This window comes from Aliivibrio sp. S4MY1 (genome assembly GCF_028765545.1).
In the GTDB taxonomy this organism is placed as follows: Bacteria; Pseudomonadota; Gammaproteobacteria; order Enterobacterales; family Vibrionaceae; genus Aliivibrio.
This window is the reverse complement of sequence record NZ_JARACP010000001.1, coordinates 465,196-483,211: the sequence shown is the minus strand read 5'-3', so window position 1 is coordinate 483,211 and position 18,016 is coordinate 465,196. Positions and strand designations below refer to the sequence as shown.

17 protein-coding genes are annotated in these 18,016 nt (G+C 39.9%); 5 read left to right on the top strand and 12 right to left on the bottom strand.

Annotated elements, in window-relative coordinates:
• Positions 1–365: 365 nt before the first annotated feature.
• Positions 366–1,580 carry a pyridoxal phosphate-dependent aminotransferase gene (locus PVK71_RS02370; RefSeq protein WP_130045469.1) on the top strand — a complete coding sequence of 405 codons (1,215 nt, stop codon included), beginning with the start codon at positions 366–368 and terminating at the stop codon, positions 1,578–1,580.
• 80 nt (positions 1,581–1,660) lie between these two features.
• Here the strand turns inward: PVK71_RS02370 and PVK71_RS02365 are convergent, their stop codons facing one another.
• Together PVK71_RS02365 and PVK71_RS02360 are read right to left on the bottom strand one after the other, a co-directional pair.
• Positions 1,661–2,194: a dihydrofolate reductase family protein gene (locus PVK71_RS02365; RefSeq protein WP_274417157.1), complete on the bottom strand. Its 534-nt coding sequence runs from the start codon at positions 2,192–2,194 to the stop codon at positions 1,661–1,663.
• Positions 2,195–2,242: 48 nt separating this feature from the next.
• Positions 2,243–3,127, bottom strand: a complete 885-nt coding sequence (locus PVK71_RS02360) for an AraC family transcriptional regulator (RefSeq protein WP_274417158.1) — start codon at positions 3,125–3,127, stop codon at positions 2,243–2,245.
• Between the two features lie 192 nt (positions 3,128–3,319).
• Between PVK71_RS02360 and PVK71_RS02355 the strand changes: the two genes are divergently transcribed.
• Positions 3,320–4,468, top strand: coding sequence for an iron-containing alcohol dehydrogenase (locus PVK71_RS02355; protein ID WP_274417159.1), 1,149 nt, complete (start codon positions 3,320–3,322; stop codon positions 4,466–4,468).
• Positions 4,469–4,571: 103 nt separating this feature from the next.
• Here the strand turns inward: PVK71_RS02355 and PVK71_RS02350 are convergent, their stop codons facing one another.
• Both PVK71_RS02350 and PVK71_RS02345 read right to left on the bottom strand, forming a co-directional pair.
• On the bottom strand, positions 4,572–5,456 hold the full coding sequence (locus tag PVK71_RS02350) for a DMT family transporter (RefSeq protein WP_130048181.1): 885 nt from the start codon (positions 5,454–5,456) through the stop codon (positions 4,572–4,574).
• A gap of 101 nt (positions 5,457–5,557) precedes the next feature.
• A complete protein-coding gene (locus tag PVK71_RS02345) occupies positions 5,558–6,955 on the bottom strand; it encodes a coniferyl aldehyde dehydrogenase (protein ID WP_274417161.1) in 1,398 nt (465 codons plus the stop codon).
• A gap of 170 nt (positions 6,956–7,125) precedes the next feature.
• Between PVK71_RS02345 and PVK71_RS02340 the strand changes: the two genes are divergently transcribed.
• Positions 7,126–8,472: an anti-phage deoxyguanosine triphosphatase gene (locus tag PVK71_RS02340; RefSeq protein WP_274417162.1), complete on the top strand. Its 1,347-nt coding sequence runs from the start codon at positions 7,126–7,128 to the stop codon at positions 8,470–8,472.
• 23 nt (positions 8,473–8,495) lie between these two features.
• Here the strand turns inward: PVK71_RS02340 and PVK71_RS02335 are convergent, their stop codons facing one another.
• The gene (locus PVK71_RS02335; protein WP_274417163.1) at positions 8,496–9,122 is read right to left on the bottom strand and encodes a tRNA-uridine aminocarboxypropyltransferase; all 627 of its coding nucleotides are present in this window, start codon (positions 9,120–9,122) and stop codon (positions 8,496–8,498) included.
• Between the two features lie 14 nt (positions 9,123–9,136).
• Between PVK71_RS02335 and rrtA the strand changes: the two genes are divergently transcribed.
• Positions 9,137–9,700 (top strand): rhombosortase, encoded by a 564-nt coding sequence (gene rrtA / locus PVK71_RS02330; protein WP_274417165.1) that lies wholly within the window; start codon positions 9,137–9,139, stop codon positions 9,698–9,700.
• Here the strand turns inward: rrtA and recR are convergent.
• The 6 genes from recR to PVK71_RS02300 all read right to left on the bottom strand — a co-directional run bounded on the left by recR (position 9,672) and on the right by PVK71_RS02300 (position 15,266).
• Positions 9,672–10,274, bottom strand: a complete 603-nt coding sequence (gene recR / locus PVK71_RS02325) for a recombination mediator RecR (protein WP_130045478.1) — start codon at positions 10,272–10,274, stop codon at positions 9,672–9,674. The genes rrtA and recR overlap by 29 nt on opposite strands.
• Positions 10,275–10,377: 103 nt before the next feature.
• Complete coding sequence (locus PVK71_RS02320; RefSeq protein ID WP_130045479.1) at positions 10,378–10,713, bottom strand: YbaB/EbfC family nucleoid-associated protein; 336 nt, start codon at positions 10,711–10,713, stop codon at positions 10,378–10,380.
• 103 nt (positions 10,714–10,816) lie between these two features.
• The gene (dnaX, locus tag PVK71_RS02315) at positions 10,817–12,949 is read right to left on the bottom strand and encodes a DNA polymerase III subunit gamma/tau (RefSeq protein ID WP_274417168.1); all 2,133 of its coding nucleotides are present in this window, start codon (positions 12,947–12,949) and stop codon (positions 10,817–10,819) included.
• A 103-nt stretch (positions 12,950–13,052) separates the two neighbouring features.
• Positions 13,053–13,598, bottom strand: a complete 546-nt coding sequence (gene apt, locus PVK71_RS02310) for an adenine phosphoribosyltransferase (RefSeq protein ID WP_130045481.1) — start codon at positions 13,596–13,598, stop codon at positions 13,053–13,055.
• A 143-nt stretch (positions 13,599–13,741) separates the two neighbouring features.
• Positions 13,742–14,107: a YbaN family protein gene (locus tag PVK71_RS02305; protein WP_274417169.1), complete on the bottom strand. Its 366-nt coding sequence runs from the start codon at positions 14,105–14,107 to the stop codon at positions 13,742–13,744.
• Between the two features lie 58 nt (positions 14,108–14,165).
• A complete protein-coding gene (locus tag PVK71_RS02300) occupies positions 14,166–15,266 on the bottom strand; it encodes a response regulator (RefSeq protein ID WP_274417170.1) in 1,101 nt (366 codons plus the stop codon).
• A 251-nt stretch (positions 15,267–15,517) separates the two neighbouring features.
• Here PVK71_RS02300 and PVK71_RS02295 point away from each other — a divergent pair, with 251 nt between their 5' ends.
• The gene (locus tag PVK71_RS02295; protein ID WP_274417171.1) at positions 15,518–16,393 is read left to right on the top strand and encodes a LysR family transcriptional regulator; all 876 of its coding nucleotides are present in this window, start codon (positions 15,518–15,520) and stop codon (positions 16,391–16,393) included.
• A gap of 82 nt (positions 16,394–16,475) precedes the next feature.
• Here PVK71_RS02295 and purF read toward each other — a convergent pair whose 3' ends face one another.
• A complete protein-coding gene (gene purF / locus PVK71_RS02290; RefSeq protein ID WP_130048190.1) occupies positions 16,476–17,990 on the bottom strand; it encodes an amidophosphoribosyltransferase in 1,515 nt (504 codons plus the stop codon).
• Between the last annotated feature and the right edge of the window lie 26 nt (positions 17,991–18,016).

Sequence of the window (18,016 nt, the reverse complement as noted above, 5' to 3'; positions counted from 1 at the left end):
GTTTTCAGCCATCATGGCAACCGTATTGCACAAGCGGAATTGCTTGCTATTTCCTTGTATGAACCAGTGATTCTAGCAAAAGGTTTGAAAATAAAAAATAATTCACATCAATTGTATGTATAAAAAATAAAACTCTTATCAAATTTTGTTGATTTATGTAAATCTAAAACAATGTAAAATTCCCTTTATTGCCCACATATTAATCAACACTCACAAAAGCCATAAGAAAAGAGAATACGTCTAATCCCAGTAGGAAATATTGCAGACACAAATTTGGCGTGATTATTTTCTAAAAATTGTTTCTCACTCCTATAGAAATAGTGTAATTTGAACCTATAACGTATTTTTTTCATCAGGGTTTCACCATGCAAAATATTGGAATGTCATCAAAACTTAGCAGTGTATGCTACGACATCCGTGGTCCAGTTCTTAAACATGCTAAAAGAATGGAAGAGGAAGGCCACAAGATTCTTAAATTAAACATTGGGAATCCCGCCCCATTTGGTTTTGACGCCCCTGATGAAATCCTAGTTGATGTGATTAAAAACCTACCAACGTCGCAAGGTTACTGTGACTCAAAGGGTATCTACTCTGCTCGTAAAGCAGTGGTTCAACATTATCAACGTCGTGGTTTATTAGATTTAGATGTAGAAGATGTTTACATCGGTAATGGCGCATCTGAGTTAATCGTAATGGCAATGCAAGCGCTATTAAATAATGGCGATGAAATGCTAGTTCCTGCTCCTGATTACCCATTATGGACGGCTGCAGTGTCACTTTCAGGTGGTAAACCTGTGCATTACATCTGTGATGAAGGGGCAGATTGGTATCCAGATCTAGACGACATTAAAAAGAAAATCACACCAAACACAAAAGGCATCGTGTTAATTAACCCGAATAACCCAACTGGTGCGGTATACAGTCGTGATTTCTTATTACAAGTTGTCGAAATTGCACGTCAAAACAACCTAATCATTTTTGCTGATGAAATTTATGACAAAGTACTTTATGACGGTGCGGTTCATACTACATTGGCAACATTAGCGCCTGATATTTTAACGGTAACATTCAACGGCCTATCTAAAGCGTATCGTGTATGTGGTTTCCGTGGTGGTTGGATGTTCTTAAACGGTCCAAAAGATCACGCTCAAGGTTATATCGCAGGCCTAGATATGCTTGCTTCAATGCGTTTATGTGCAAACGTACCTATGCAACATGCAATTCAAACGGCACTAGGTGGTTACCAAAGCATTAATGAACTTCTGCTTCCGGGTGGCCGTTTATTAGAGCAACGTGATAAAGCGTATGATTTGATCACTCAGATCCCAGGTGTAAGCTGCGTGAAACCAAAAGGCGCGATGTACCTGTTCCCTAAACTTGATCCTAAGATGTACAAGATTAAAGATGATCAGAAGTTTGTGCTGGATTTCTTAATCAAAGAGAAGGTTCTACTTGTTCAAGGTACAGGCTTTAACTGGCCAACGCCTGATCACTTCCGTATCGTGACATTACCACGAGTTGATGATCTAGAAACCGCGATTGGTCGCCTAGAGCGCTTCTTGCATACTTACAAACAATAGTCTTTCTGGTTATAAAAATTCAAAAGCCTGCTCACTTCACTTGCAGGCTTTTTACTATTCGTAGCACTAAATTTTAATGACTAACGCTCACGCACAAAATGGTTCTGAACAATCGCACCAAGGAAGATTTCGCTCTTCACAAACTTAAAGTTTAGCGGCTGCTCTAAATCACCAAATAATGGTGAGCCTCCACCTAAAAGTACAGGAATAGTGGTAATAATAAGCTCATCAATCAAATCTTCTTTTAAGAAATTTTGGATCGTTACACCACCATCGATATACAGATCTTTAAAACCTTTCGCATGAATATCGTTAAGAACTTCTTTTAACTCACCCTTAACTAAAAAGACTTTATCTTCATACCCTTCAGGTACTGATGTCATGGTATTACTCAGAACAAAAACGGGTTTGGAATACGGCCAATCAACACCAAAACTTAATACCATATCAAGCGTGTTACGCCCCATGACCATGGCATCAATACGATCAAAATGTTCAACAAACCCCATCGAATCTTGTTCTGGGTTTGGAATCGCATGTAACCAATCAAGGCCTCCATTTTTATCAGCAATATAACCATCTAAACTTGTTGCTATAAATACACTGTTTGACATTAAAAGCTCCGATATATCTAAATTTACTCTATTCTTTGGTAATAATTATTACGCAATACTGCCCTTAGGCGTCATATTAAAATGACGCTTAAACTCGCGACTAAATTGTGAAGTACTGGTATATCCAACTAAATGCGCGGCATCAGTTACTCGTCGCCCTTCTAGTTGAATTAATTCTTTGGCTTTATTCAAGCGTACTTTTTTTAAATACTGCAATGGGGATTCAAATGTTACTTTACGAAAAGCAGAATGAAAGGCAGAAACACTCATGTTCGCCTCTTCCGCTAAATGTTGCACGGTTAATCCATCCGCATAAGATTGATGCATCTTATTCATCGCTTTAGCAACTCGTGCATATTGGCTGTCATGATGAGCCAAATTAAATAAAACGTGCCCTTCAGGACCTGTAAGTGCTCGATACACAATTTCTGTAAGTAATGACTCGCCTAGCATTTTTGTATCTAATTCAGAATGCAATGCAATCATTAATCGTTTACAGCTTTCAAGCATCTCGTCTGCCATTTTAACTGACGTTAAACCAAAACCATCTTGCTGCGACTGTTTACTTGGCTGAAAATCAGCCTCTTCTAATTCATTAACTAAGCGATGAAGCAACGACGAATCAACATCAATACTTAACCCTAATAGCGGCTCTCCATTTTCAGGAAATGCTTCACACTCTAATGGCATAGGTACACCAACAACCAGATAATCATCAGGTCCATAACTGACAGGCTGATTGCCAATATGTATGTGTTTATGGCCTTTTCCCATCACTATGATGCCTGATTGATAAACAAAAGGCTGACGCTGGTTACCTTTACTGCTGCGATAAAACCATACACCAGGAATAGCCGTCTCTCTAATCCCTTCAAGATCATTAAAACCATAATGATCAGCATAGCTTTGCATTAATTCACCAAGAGAGCTCATCCTATTTCCTTTATCTAATCAAGATCACATCTATTACTTTATTTTTTGAAAATACATGCAATTGTAGAAATAGGCAATAAAAAAGCAGAAATCCACCTTTCTAATGTCACAATTGAATACTAATATGCACTTATTGAAATGATAAGTTCTAGAAAATAGAACATCACCTTTTGGAAGAAATGAGGTACAGCAATGAAATTCTCTTACGTTAACCCGACACAAATTCATTTTGGCCAAGGTCAAATCGCGGCAATTGCTACATCAATCCCACAAGACCAAAAAGTATTAGTCATTTATGGCGGTGGTTCAATTAAAACAAATGGGGTTTATGACCAAGTTGTTACAGCACTGGCTAACCATTCTTGGATCGAGTTTTCAGGCGTTGAGCCAAACCCAACAGTTGAGACACTAGACAAAGCGGTTGCTATCGTTAAAGCAGAAAACGTAGATTATATTCTTGCTGTTGGTGGTGGTTCAGTTATTGATGGTTCTAAGTACGTTGCTGCTGCAGCGAAATATGACGGTAATGGTTGGGATATCCTAATTGGTCAGCATACCGTGACAGAAGCTGTGCCACTGGGCGCAATTTTAACACTGCCAGCAACAGGCTCTGAATCTAACTCTGGTGCAGTAATCACTCAAAAATCGACACAAACTAAACTGCCTTTCATGGCGGCAGCAGTACAACCTAAATTTGCGGTTCTTGATCCTGATTCAATGAAAACATTACCTGAGCGCCAACTGATTAATGGTCTAGTCGATGCTTGGGTTCATACCTGTGAGCAATACTTAACAATGCCAACAGGTGCAATGGTTCAAGATGGCTACGCAGAAACACTGTTACGTAATTTACTAACGCTTGGTGCTCAATACGACAACCGTGACAACAATGAATGGCGCTCAAACCTAATGTGGACGGCTAACCAAGCTTTAAACGGCCTGATTGGTACTGGTGTTCCTCATGATTGGGCTACGCACATGATTGGTCACGAACTGACTGCGCTTTATCATGTTGATCACGCTCGTTCTTTATCTATCATTCAGCCATCTTTACTTCGTAACCAAATCGAAGCAAAACGCGCTAAACTAGAGCAAATGGGTAAAAACGTATTTGGTTTAGATATGTCAGATGATTTAGCAGAGCGCACTATTGTTGAAATCGAAACCTTCTACCATAGCTTAAACTCGCCAACAGAGTTAACGGAACATGGCGATGATAAAGCAACAGCGATTGATGCCATCATCAAGCAACTTGAAGCTCACGGAATGGTAGCCTTAGGTGAACATCAAGCGATTACCCTTGAAGTGTCACGTGAAATTCTAGAAGACGCAGTGAAGTAATATCGCATCTCCATCGTTCTAGATACAAAATAAAAAGCCGATTTAGCACACTGTAATGCTAAATCGGCTTTTCTTATTCTAATGGATTAAAATAATGAATAGATCACTTAATCACAGGCTTCTTTCTACGCTCCCATTGAGTAATGAAAGCAACAGAAGCTATGATTATTGCCGCACCTAACCATAAGCGTCCTGGAGGTGCCCAGCCAAATACTACCCACCCGGCTAACACATTTAATGGCAATTTAGCGTGATCAAACGGCTGTACAAACGACGCATCAGCAACAGCATAAGCTTTTACGATAGCCCACTGAGCTAATGCTGTCATTACCCCTGCACCAAACAACAATAGCCATACGTTCATACCACTTGGTGTTTGCCAATCGGGTAACGCCAGTAAGATATTAAATGGGGTAATAAGAACCAAAAGATACACCACCATCGTCGATGGTGAGTCGTTTGACGACATCTTCTTAACCATTAACGAATAACAAGCCCAGAAGAAAGCTGCGCCAACAGGTAATAGCGTTGCCCATGTAAAGCTATCTGCCCATGGCTCAAGAATAATCATCGCCCCAACAAAACCAGCTAATGTTGCACACCAACGAGCCGCACCGACTTTCTCTTTTAAGAATAAGCCTGAGCCAATAGTCGCAAATAAAGGAGAGGTCATTAAAAGGGCGATGCCTTGCCAAATCGGAACTGGGTAAGCTAATGCCCACAACCACAGTTGAATACCAATTACCGACAAGAATACACGCAGCGCATGCATACCAAAATGCTCAGTACGAAGTGAATTACGAAGCCCTAATGTGCGTAAATACGGCAAAATAACAACAAGTGCTATCGCGTATTGAACCAGTGCTACCATGGTTGATGGTAAGCCAAAGTTCATACTGACGTATTGAGCAATACTGTTAACTATCGCAAAGGCAAGGCCTGCAGTTAACATCCAAGACGCACCTTGGACAGGTTGATGCTGAGACATAAAGGTCATTATTCACATTGAAAAAAGGGAAACAAATCATACGACTGTTCCCCTCATTTGCCAACCGTTAACCCCTAACAAACCCCTATAAACAGGGCTTATTAGCTCATAAATTTACGACTTAAGATTTTTAGCATCCATTTTTTGTGTTTTAACAGCAACCTTGCTCTTGGTAACCAATTTGGTGTATTCAATATGGTTTTAGCGTGAGAGAAGGTTTGAAAGCCTTCAATGCCATGGTAACTCCCTACGCCTGAATCACCAATGCCTCCAAAAGGAGCATCATCAGCAGCCACATGCATCATAGTGTCATTAACGGCTAAGCCACCACTGTGTGTTTTCTGACTAATGTCTTTAACCAGCTGTTTATCTAATGACATCACATATAATGCTAATGGGCGCGGACGCGCCTGAATATAATTCAAGGGTTCTTCGATTTTGTCATAACCCATAATTGGCAATATCGGCCCAAAAATCTCCTCTTTCATCACTTGCATGTCGTCAGTTACGTTCGTTAGTAAACGAGGTAAAAATGAACGCCCGTCTATTTTCTCAACATCACCAATCGCCGTAATTATAGCTCCCTTCTCTTGGGCATCTTCAAGGTAGTTATTTAGGCGATTATATTGAGCTTGGTTAATGATATGGCTGTATTCTCGTCGTCCCTTTTTCTCAGGAAAAGCTTGTAAAAATCGACGAGAATAAAGCGAGATAAAGTCATCCACTTTATTTTTAGGAACAAAGACATAATCAGGCGCAACGCAAATTTGGCCTGCATTCATCGACTTGCCAAGCATAATCGCATCTATCGCTGAAGTTAAATCGGCATCTTCTGCGATGATCACTGGTGATTTCCCACCTAGTTCAAGAGTCACTGGTGTCAGATTTTTAGCCGCAGCACTGGCGACTAGCTTACCGACTTGAGTTGAGCCAGTGAATAATAGATGGTTAAAAGGCAATTGTGAGAACTCTGCCGCGACATCCCCCTCTCCTTCAATAATACAAACGTGTTGAGAGAGTTCGGCAAACACACGGCGAAGTACTTGATTTGTTTGTGGTGTGTATTCACTTAGCTTGACCATGACGCGGTTGCCCGCAGCGATAGCCGTTACTATTGGCGCAATACTCAAATAGATAGGGAAATTCCAAGGAACAATAACGCCAACAATACCAAGCGGCTGATAACACACCGACACCTTTGAAGGAGAAAGTAGTAAGCCTGCATGACGCTTTTTAACTTTAAGCCATTTAGGCAAACGCTTAAGCGTATAATTGATGTGTTGAATGGAAGGCATCAAATCACAAATACTTGAATCAAAATGACTTCTAAATCCATAATCTTGTTCAAGTGCTGATACTAAAGCGTCTTTTTCAGCTAAAAGCGCCGCTTTTAATTTGATAAGTAGCGATAGCCTATCTTCTTTTTCAGGGTAAGGCGACGCTTGATATGCCTGTTGAAGCTGCTCAAATTCATACGATAAATTAACGACACTGCTCATGATCTAAGTCCATTCCTTGGCTAAAAAACCATTATAACAATGCTACTTAATTAGCGAAATCATTCTAATTTAAGCTTGTGTTGTTCTTCTCTTTTTTAAATAACTCATTGATCTTTTTGTAACAAGGCTGTAATGATATAGAGATAGTAATAACTGTGAGAACAATAATAATGAATAAACCAACCAATATTACTCTATCCCCACAATGGGAAGATCGCATAAGTAACGAACAAAAGTTACGTCGTAATGATCAGCGCAGCGTTTTTCAACGAGATCGTGCTCGTATTCTCCATTCTGCTGCTTTTCGTCGTCTACAAGCAAAAACTCAAGTTCACGGCCCAGGCAGTGCCAATGATTTTTATCGCACGCGCTTAACACACTCTTTGGAGGTCTCACAAATTGGCACTGGTGTAGTTGCACAACTTAAATTAAGGCAGCCCGAGTTCCGTAACCTATTAACCTCTACCAGTTTAATGGAAAGTATCTGTTTAGCTCATGATATTGGTCACCCTCCTTTTGGCCACGGCGGTGAGATTGCGCTTAACTATATGATGCGTGATCATGGTGGGTTTGAAGGTAACGGGCAGACGTTACGGATTTTAAGTAAGTTAGAACCTTATACTGAACATTTCGGTATGAACTTAGCAAGAAGAACTCTACTTGGTGTTCTTAAATACCCTGCATTTTTAGACCAAGTTCATTCTAGCTTCCACCCTGAACCTGTCACTAACTTACGTCACTTAAAATCCATTGAATGGCATCCACCGAAAGGAATTTACCGTGATGATGAACAGATCCTAAATTGGGTTTTGACCCCACTATCTGATCACGATAAAGCCCTGCTATCTACGCTTCGGTTCCAAAAAGAAGGCGATAATAGCCATAGAAAAACACGCTTTAAATCCATTGATTGCTCAATCATGGAACTGGCTGATGATATTGCTTATGGAGTTCATGACTTAGAAGATGCAATAGTGATGGGGATTGTCACTCGTAACCAATGGCAAGAATCTGTAGCAAGTAAACTTGCCGAGTGTGGTGATGAATGGTTTGAAGCTAATATTGAAACCATCAGTGACAAGCTGTTTTCAGGTCTTCAATATCAACGTAAAGATGGGATTGGTAGTATTGTAAATGCATTATTAACCTCTATTACTATCAAGAAAACAACGTTTGAAGAAGAGCCTGAGTTCAGTTCAGAATTACTGCGTTGGAATGCTTATTTAAGCCCATCCATGAGCTATGCTTTAGAAGTGCTAAAAAAGTTTGTTGGTCAATATGTGATCCATAATTCAGAAATGCAGCGCATCGAATACAAAGGACAACAAATTGTGATGGAAATCTTTGAGGCGTTAAATTCTGATCCTGAACGTTTATTGCCTGAAAATGATAAACGAGAATGGCAAGAAGCAATGATGTCAGGTGGTAATGCGCATCGAGTGATTGCTGACTATATTGCCGGCATGACCGATGGTTATGCTCAGCGTTTATATAATCAGCTTTTTGTTCCTATTTGATCGAATACCAAACAATAAAAGAACTACTCTGAACGGTAGTTCTTTTGATACACCCCTTCCGGCATTTGGCTAATATGAAATTCTATCATGTTGTCAAAAGCCGTTAGAATCGAACCAAATTTATCAGCAGTTTCTGATGCTGTCGATTCATTATCTAATTGACTGAGTACATGGTAACCCGCTTCTGCTGTTGATAATGCATTATCTTTCGGCGCTTTACGAACACGATAATTGCCCGATAACTTAGTATCAAGATGCACCTTGGGTAATGAATGCAGATTCGTCGAGAGCTGCCACATTTTGTAGGCCTTCTTCCACGTCCCATCCAATAAAATTACACGCTGTTTTTTCTCTGATGTATTCGATGCCGATGAAATCACCTGACTTGTGTTGTCTAAAAAAATAACTTGGTGCTGATAATTATCATCGCTTAATAATTGGTTTAATTCAGAATGCTCAGTAAAATTCTCACCAATAAAAGTGCGACAGTTTGCCAAACTTAGCGATAGGATCTTTGCTGTCCCTAATGGTCGCTTAGCTTCTGTTGGATGCTGTAGTATGATGAGTTCAATCTCAGTAGAGATCGGGGTTATCCATTTACAAATGCAGGCTTTTTTTGTTTTTAAACATTGAAGACAAAATCGAATCACAAGGAACCTTTGTTTTGTTGAAATTACTTTTTCCCATTTTAGTTATGCTTGGGTTTGCACAACTAACACCAGTATCTGATTTTTTTACTTGGGACAGAAACTTAATTCTACAAGGCGAGGTTTGGCGATTAATTACGGGTAACTTTACCCATACTAACCTTGCTCACCTAATAATGAATGCTGCCGCACTAACGGTATTTTGTTTTATTTTTAAGGACATATTAAATCCAAAAAAATTGTGGGGCCTACTGCTTTCTATCAGTTTAATGACAGGAGGTCTTCTCTTATTATCCCCTATCCAATCTTATGTAGGCTTATCCGGTGTATTACATGGCTTATTTATCTGGGCTGCGATTGAAGACATCAAACAGCAACGAAGTACGGGGTGGCTATTACTCGTCGGTGTCGTTGCTAAAATTGCTTGGGAACAATACTTTGGAGCAAGCGCTTCAACCGTATCTCTAATAAATGCTAACGTTGCTACAGAGGCTCACCTAATTGGAGCATGTTGTGGTGCAATGCTCCAATTACTCTACTATTTCTATACACTTAGTACAGCCTCTGACGCCCCAAAATAGAATGAGATAGCGTTGTACCGTCCACTAATTCTAGCTCTCCGCCCATAGGGACACCGTGTGCAATTCGACTTGCAGGGACTTGGTGCTCCTGACACACTTCAGCAATATAGTGAGCTGTCGCTTCGCCTTCTACCGTCGGGTTCGTTGCTAAAATCACTTCGGTAATATCGCCACGGCCTAAACGGTGGTCAAATAAATCTAAACCGATATCACTTGGACCTATACCATCAAGAGGAGAGAGATGCCCCATTAAAACAAAATAACGCCCAGAAAATTGCCCTGTTGCTTCTACCGCAACGATATCGGCAGGACTTTCTACGATACACAACTCACCGCTGGCTTGACGTTTTGGGTTTAAACAAATTGCACAGGTATCTTCTTCAGTAAATGTTCTACATTCTGAGCAATGCCCAATCTCAGACATCGCACGAGACAAAGAGTCCGCCAATTGCATTCCCCCTTGACGGTTACGTTGTAAAAGATGAAACGCCATTCGTTGAGCTGATTTTGGACCAACGCCAGGTAGGCATCGTAATGATTCCATTAATTGTTCTAATAAACCACTTGTTCGCATAGTTTTTTTATATTCCAGAAAAGAAAAAGGCAGCCACTTAGCCGCCTAATTTTACCAAGATGAATATGAATAATCTGTCTTGATTTTTATCATTTAAGATAAATTAGAATGGCATTTTAAAGCCTGGTGGCATTTGCATTCCACCAGTAACACCAGCCATTTTTTCTTTTTGTGTTTCTTCAATGCGACGAGAAGCATCATTGAACGCGGCTGCGATCAAATCTTCTAGCATCTCTTTTTCGTCTTCTTCCATTAAGCTTGGATCGATTTCAACACGACGAACACTGTGAGAACCTGTGATAGTAACCTTAACAAGGCCAGCACCTGATTCACCAGTTACTTCCATGTTTGCGATTTCTTCTTGCATTTTTTGCATGCGATCTTGCATTTGCTGGGCTTGCTTCATCAAGTTGCCCATGCCGCCTTTTCCACCGAACATAATTATTCTCTCTTAAATTTACTTCTTTGTTACTAAGAAAATGGGGATGAATATTACAATTTCAACCCATATGTATATTTTACTTTATTTGTATAAGAACGAATTAAATCGGCCTTACACTTTCTTGATCCATTTCTGCACCAAACCTCTGTATAAAGAAATTCACGTGTGGATCTTGTTGTAAACTTTGGTACGCCGTTTGTAATTTGGTTTGATACATTTGCTCACGCAATTCTAAAGGCGTCGTACCCTCAGTACTAATATCAATCAATACTGTGATGTCTTTATTAAGCGCCTGACTCAATGCCTGAGCTACTAATTCATTGGCTTTATCGCCATTCAAATGAGACTGAGCTGCTCTCAAATGTAATGTTACTTGGTTGTCTTTCTCAACAAACGACGAATTTAACACTAACTGTTGAACCAATTTTGGCAGGGTTAATGACATGGCCAGTGCTGACCATTCATCTTGCTTTGATGACTCTTCCACCAGTAATTTTACCATCTCTGGTGTTTTTTCATGCTCTAGTGCTTGTTTTAACTTGGTTGGAGTAATATCACTCACGACCTTTTTCTGTTCAGGTTGTGTTGATTTCCAACGATAAGGCTCTTCTGGTTTTTTCTCTTGTGCTGCTGAACTTCCAATTTGCGACACCTGAGCACGAGGGGCTAAATGCTGTTTTTCAGCAATGCGTTCTAGCACTGAACTCGTTTTTTTCTTATCGGATGCCGCACTAGACTTTTTTGAGCCAGTACCATTGTTCGTGTTAGCTAAATTATTTTTTGCACTGCGTAACTGGTTACGAACGCCAAGTAAACCCGTTTTTGGTGCAACAGCAGGCTCTTGCTGTACAGGAGGTACAGAAGATGATGTTTGCTGCATTGATTGATGCGAATCCCCCATAGGCGGCGCATCATACATAGGTGGTTGCTCTGACTGCACTGGTGGCACATATTGATTCTGCGCGTACTCTTGTTGCGGTAGCTGAGCAACTTGAGGAGCCTGACGCTGTACTGGCGTTTGAGGTTTCATCGTTGCTGGATTTGAGTCTACAAGCGGCGCTGACTGCTGTCTTGGCATCGCCATAGGTTGAACAACTTGAGGCTCTGTTGATGGTACAGCAATCGGTTGAGCATCTAACTGTTGTGCATGAACGGGACGAAACGCAACCATTCTTAGCAGCATCATTTCAACGCCCGTTTTTTCCGTTGGTGCTAACGGTAAATCTTTACGGCTTTGTAAGGCAATTTGATAAAAAAGCTGTACTTCTTGTGGAGATAATTGGCCACTTAACAGTTCAATACGCTCTGCATCTGGTTGTGTTTTATCCAGAGTTGCCGGCAGTGCTTGATACATGGCTAATTTATGAAGTTGGTTCGCTATTTCCTTAGCTAACCCATCCCATTCAATCCCCATATCAGCAAGATCATTTACACAGCTCATCAATGTCTGCATGTTTTTCGTACTTATAGCCTCTAAAATCCGAACCGCTTGATCCGTATCTAAAGTGCCTAGCATCGCTGAAACAATATCAGTAGTAACTGAGCCATTACCCAGTGCAATTGCTTGGTCTGTTAAACTCAGAGCATCACGCATACTGCCGTCAGCAGCATGAGCAATCAAGCCTAATGCTCTTGCGTCTTTTGTTACTTCTTCTTTATCTAAAACAAAATCAAGTTGGTCATGAATTTGATCAACACTGATGTGCTTTAGATGGAATTGTAAACAACGAGACAATATCGTTACAGGCAGTTTCTGTGGATCAGTCGTTGCTAATAAAAATTTGACGTACTCTGGCGGCTCTTCCAATGTTTTTAATAACGCATTGAAGCTGTGACGCGACAGCATATGAACTTCATCGATCAAATAAACCTTAAAACGACCACGCGCAGGTTTGTATTGAACATTATCAAGCAGTTCACGAGTATCCTCTACTTTGGTTCTAGAAGCAGCATCGATCTCAAGTAAATCAACAAAACGTCCTTCGTCGATTTCCTTACAAGTAGAACACACACCGCAAGGGGTTGATGTGATCCCTTCTTCACAGTTCAACCCTTTCGCGAACAGACGTGCAATGGTGGTTTTACCCACACCACGAGTTCCGCTAAATAAGTAAGCGTGATGAAGTCGATTATGGTCAAGTGCGTTTTCCAACGCCGTAAGCACGTGAGGCTGGCCAACCACATCTTTAAAATGATGCGGACGCCACTTACGTGCCAGAACTTGATAGCTCATAGAATACAGCCCAAAATAAAATAGATCTAAATCGTAGCACAGCAAAAAAATGAGATCTCCCTTGATAGAGAGATCTCACTCAATTTATTGTGTATATGAGGAATTAGTGACCAGCAAACTCACAAATGCTGTATACGTTTAGGCCTAAACCTTCTAAACGAGTTTCGCCACCAATTTCTGGTAGGTTAATAACAAATGCTGCGTGCTCAACTTCACCACCAAGTTGGCGGATCAGTTTTACTGTTGCTTCAATCGTACCGCCAGTAGCTAGTAGGTCATCAACCACTAATACTTTATCACCTTCAACAATTGCATCAGTATGAATTTCTAACGTATCTGTACCGTATTCAAGATCATACGTTTGTGCGATTGTCGGGCGTGGAAGTTTTCCAGGCTTACGTACAGGAACAAAACCAACACCTAACTCTAGCGCTAATGGTGCACCAAATAAGAAACCACGAGCTTCAGTACCAACAATCTTAGTAAAGCCACCTTGTTTATATTTCTCTACAAGTAGCTGAATTGTCGCTTGATATGCTTTTGGGTCTTCCATCAAGCTAGTTACATCACGGAACATGATGCCTGCTTTTGGGTAATCAGGAATAGATTTGATGCTGCTTTTAATCAGTTCAAGTGTTTCTGTCGACATGATTTTGTCCTATTCTGCCTAAATCCGGCATTAAAAAAAATTAACCGACTTATGTTATTCACTTTCTGTGTTGTGAGCAAGTATTACCCGTCGAGATGAGCTGTTGATCTAATGCCTATTGCGCTAGTCGATTATTTTAAAAATTAAGAACTTGGGATGGTTGAAAACCAATATAGAAGTGTAGTTGCTAATACTAACAATAAAAATTTCACCCACAAAATTGGCGCTATTATGATAGAGAGAAGAAAGCTAAACACTATCATTACAAACGCCTTCTTTTTAATGGAGGCCTTGATGGTTTTACACTCCTGCCACTCAACAATAGGAGGGCCTAAATAAGGGTGCATAATAAGCCAAGCATGGATTCGAGGTGAAGCCCGCATAAAACATGCGCTAGCAAGGATCAAAAATGGCGTCGTTGGTAGGAGAGGTAAAAATACACCAATAAGACCTAGAACTAATGCGATAACGCCAATAAAAAACCAAAACGCCTTATGGGTAAAATGCAAAACTGTCTCTCTAAACCAAAACTATACTCTAACGTGAGGCTATCACTAAACAATCAATCTATGAAGAACTTAATTCAAGCTTAAAACTGCTACACCCTAACCTGTTCAAAAGTAAACTATTTTCCTGTGCAATAGGGAAACGATGTACCTTGTTATTTTCGGCTCCCTGAGTTAATTGTTCGCTTCCTCGTACCACACTGCGCTCTTTCTGATTATCCCATACGGCATCAAGTCCTGCAGATAAAATAAAGATGGCCTCGTCAGAAAAATCGACATACCCAAACATACCTGACATAGGGTAAGAATGTGCCATCGTTGCCATTCCTTTTTCAATTGAAGCAACCATTTTTGGTATTGTATTTAATGTAATATTTTGATCTCGGATGAAATCATTAAAAAATGCTCTGATCAACAGACAAGAAACAACACCACTCTCCTCGCCTGACTTTGAATCGACAAGATAAAAGAATAAACGACCATCTAACAACCACTCATAATCAAAAATCAGTGGCATTCCATCTACTGGCTGTAATAATCGATAACTTAATTTCCAATTACCTTGCTGCGCATCATTTTCTGGCAATAACTCAAATAAAAGCTCTCTGCCTATATTAGGTTCATTTTGTAAATGATCTAAGTGCCAATGCAGTTCATCATTACAGCTTTTATCAAGCTCTGATGTTCTGAACCATTGACTTGAAAAGTCCTGCATTCGTTGAGAGCTCTCTTCACTTAATTTTAGAGCTGATATCAATGACTTAATCAAGATCGAGATATCGCTGATCGGTTTAACTAAAAAATCTTTTGCCCCTAAACGCAACACTTTTGCCACATCTTGCATATCACCACTGCCTGAAATGACAATGATTGGCAACATTGGATATTCTAAAACTGCTTCCTCAACAAACTCGATGCCATTTAATATTGGCATCGCTAAATCACACAACAATACATCAGGTAATGCGTTCTGTAATATTTGCAGTCCTTCTAAGCCATTACAGGCTTCTTTTACATTGCATGAATAACTTTCTAAAACCGCTTTTACCATAGATCGAAAAACAGGATCGTCATCAACAATCAATACATCTTTATTAAAAAGCAAATCTTCTACTGGTGCTTTAACTTCATCTATATTTTTTTCGCACTGCTCTATCGACATACGACAACCCTCTGCACGTTCCTTAGCAAATAATGGATACTTCCTTTATTTTTGTTATTACTCAGAATAAATTTAGTTCCATATTAGGTTGAGCACAAATTTTTTTAGATAAGATTATTAATAACTGTTACGTTAGGGGAGAATTTGGTCTTTTATTTATAGAATTTCACTTTAGTTGACTTATAACAACACCTACATTAGGGTTTTAGTTACAATTCATCGTTCGAAAAAACAGAGAGTATCTTAATATAATGAAGTTAGATGATTTAAATTTGTTTCGACAGGTTGTTGATAATGGCAGCTATACTGCCGCCTCAAGAAAAACCCTAATCCCTGTTGCGACAATTACTCGTCGGATTCAAGCCTTAGAAGATTCTTTAGATATTCGCTTACTTAATCGCCACGCTCGCAAGCTATCACTAACAGAAGCTGGGCAAAAGTTTTATGATGAATGCGCCCCAATTTTAGCGACTTTAGTTAATACCAGTGAATGTCTAGGTGAAGAGTGCCGTGGTGCTGCTGGTAAATTAAAAATCGCAGCCCCTTCAAACCTGACCAAGCGCATGATTCAACCTATCTTAAATAAGTTTATGCTGATCTATCCTAATATCAGTATTAACCTAACTATGAGCAACCAACCAGAACAGCTTGACCCGACTGATTGGGATATTATTTTCCGTGTTGGAAAGCAAAGAGACTCGTCACTTATTGCTCGTCAAATTGGATCTTTAGAAGATATTTTAGTCGCTAGTCCTACTTATTTAGAAGCAAATTCAGAGCCAACACACGCACAAGAGTTACATGAGCACCATTTACTAAAAGGCAACCCTTTAATGCGTTGGCGTTTAACGAATAATGATGGTGAATCTGTCACAATTACTGATGCTGGGCGTTTTGAGGCGAGTGAACTTAATGTGATTCGAATGGCTTGTTCTGATGGTTTAGGGATAACGCTAATGCCAAATATTATGATCCGCCAATACCTTGCTGATGGCTCATTAGTACGTGTTCTTAAAGACTGGTCAGCGAATCCTAGAGATATTTATATGATTTATAACCATAAAGATCATCAACCTGAAAAAGTCCGCCTTTTTATTGATTTCGTAAGTAGCCACGTACCAAGTTAATACTAAAACACATTTCAGGACAAGACACACAACAAAAAAAGCCTGTGATAACAGATATCACAGGCTTTTCTTTAGACGAAATTTAAATTTCTTCGTTATAAATATCTAAACTTGCTACATTTTGAGCTTCATGATCTTTTTTTGCATCATCACCTCGTAAACTTTCTAAATACTCTAAGTAATTTTGGTCTACGTCTCCAGTTACATAATGCGCATTGAAAACTGAGGTTTCAAAACGTTCAATTTCACGATTCCCGCAGCCTACAGCGTCAACTAAATCGGAAAGATCTTGGAAGATTAATGCGTCAGCACCAATTTGTTTACAGATTTCATCCACTTCACGACCGTGAGCAATTAACTCATTTGCACTTGGCATATCAATACCATATACGTTCGGGAAACGAATCTCTGGCGCAGCTGATACCATGTAAACATTTTTAGCACCTGAATCTCGCGCCATTTCAATGATCTGCTCAGAAGTAGTACCACGAACAATTGAGTCATCAACCAGCAGTACATTCTTATCTTTAAATTCTGAACGAATAGCGTTTAATTTACGACGTACCGATTTTTTACGCTCTTGCTGACCTGGCATAATAAACGTACGGCCAACATAACGGTTTTTCACGAACCCTTGACGGTAAGGTTTATTAATAATTTGAGCAATCTCAAGGGCAATATCGCATGAAGTTTCAGGGATAGGTAAAACTACATCTATCTCTAGATCTTCCCATTCACGTTTGATTTTTTCACCCAAACGCTTACCCATTTCAACTCGTGCACTGTATACCGAAATTTTATCAATAAACGAATCTGGACGAGCAAAGTAAACGAATTCAAAAATACATGGATTTAACTTTGGATCATGCGCACATTGTTGTGTATATAGACCTCCTTCAAATGGTGCATATATAGCTTCACCTGGCGCTACGTCACGTACAAAATCAAAACCGACAGCATCAAGAGCGACGGATTCAGACGCTACCATATATTCTGTACGGCCTTCTACTTCACGTTTACCTAGGCATAATGGACGAATGCCATTTGGATCACGGAAAGCAACCATTCCATGACCAATCACCATTGCCGTTACCGCATAAGCACCACGAATTTGTTCATGTACTTTAGCTACTGTTTTAAAGATATCGTCTTGAGTGAGTGGGTAATTCTTAGATTCATCAAGATGGTGAGCAAAGATGTTTAATAATACTTCTGAATCAGAAGTCGTATTAACATGGCGGCGCTCTTGTTCAAATAAAGTCTCACGGATTTCATTCGCATTGGTTAAGTTACCATTGTGCGCTAATGTGATCCCAAAAGGAGAATTTACATAGAAAGGTTGTGCTTCTGAGGCACTAGAACTACCTGCTGTAGGGTATCGAACATGTCCAATACCAACGTTACCTTGTAGGCGTTGCATGTGTTTTGTTTCAAACACATCCTTCACCAAACCGTTCGCCTTTCTCAGACGGAAACGATTGCTTTCTATGGTAATAATACCAGCAGCATCTTGGCCACGATGTTGTAGCACTGTTAAAGCGTCATAGATTGACTGGTTTACTGGTGTTGCGCCCACGATTCCAACAATACCGCACATGTCCTAGAGTCCTCAATTTGCTAAAA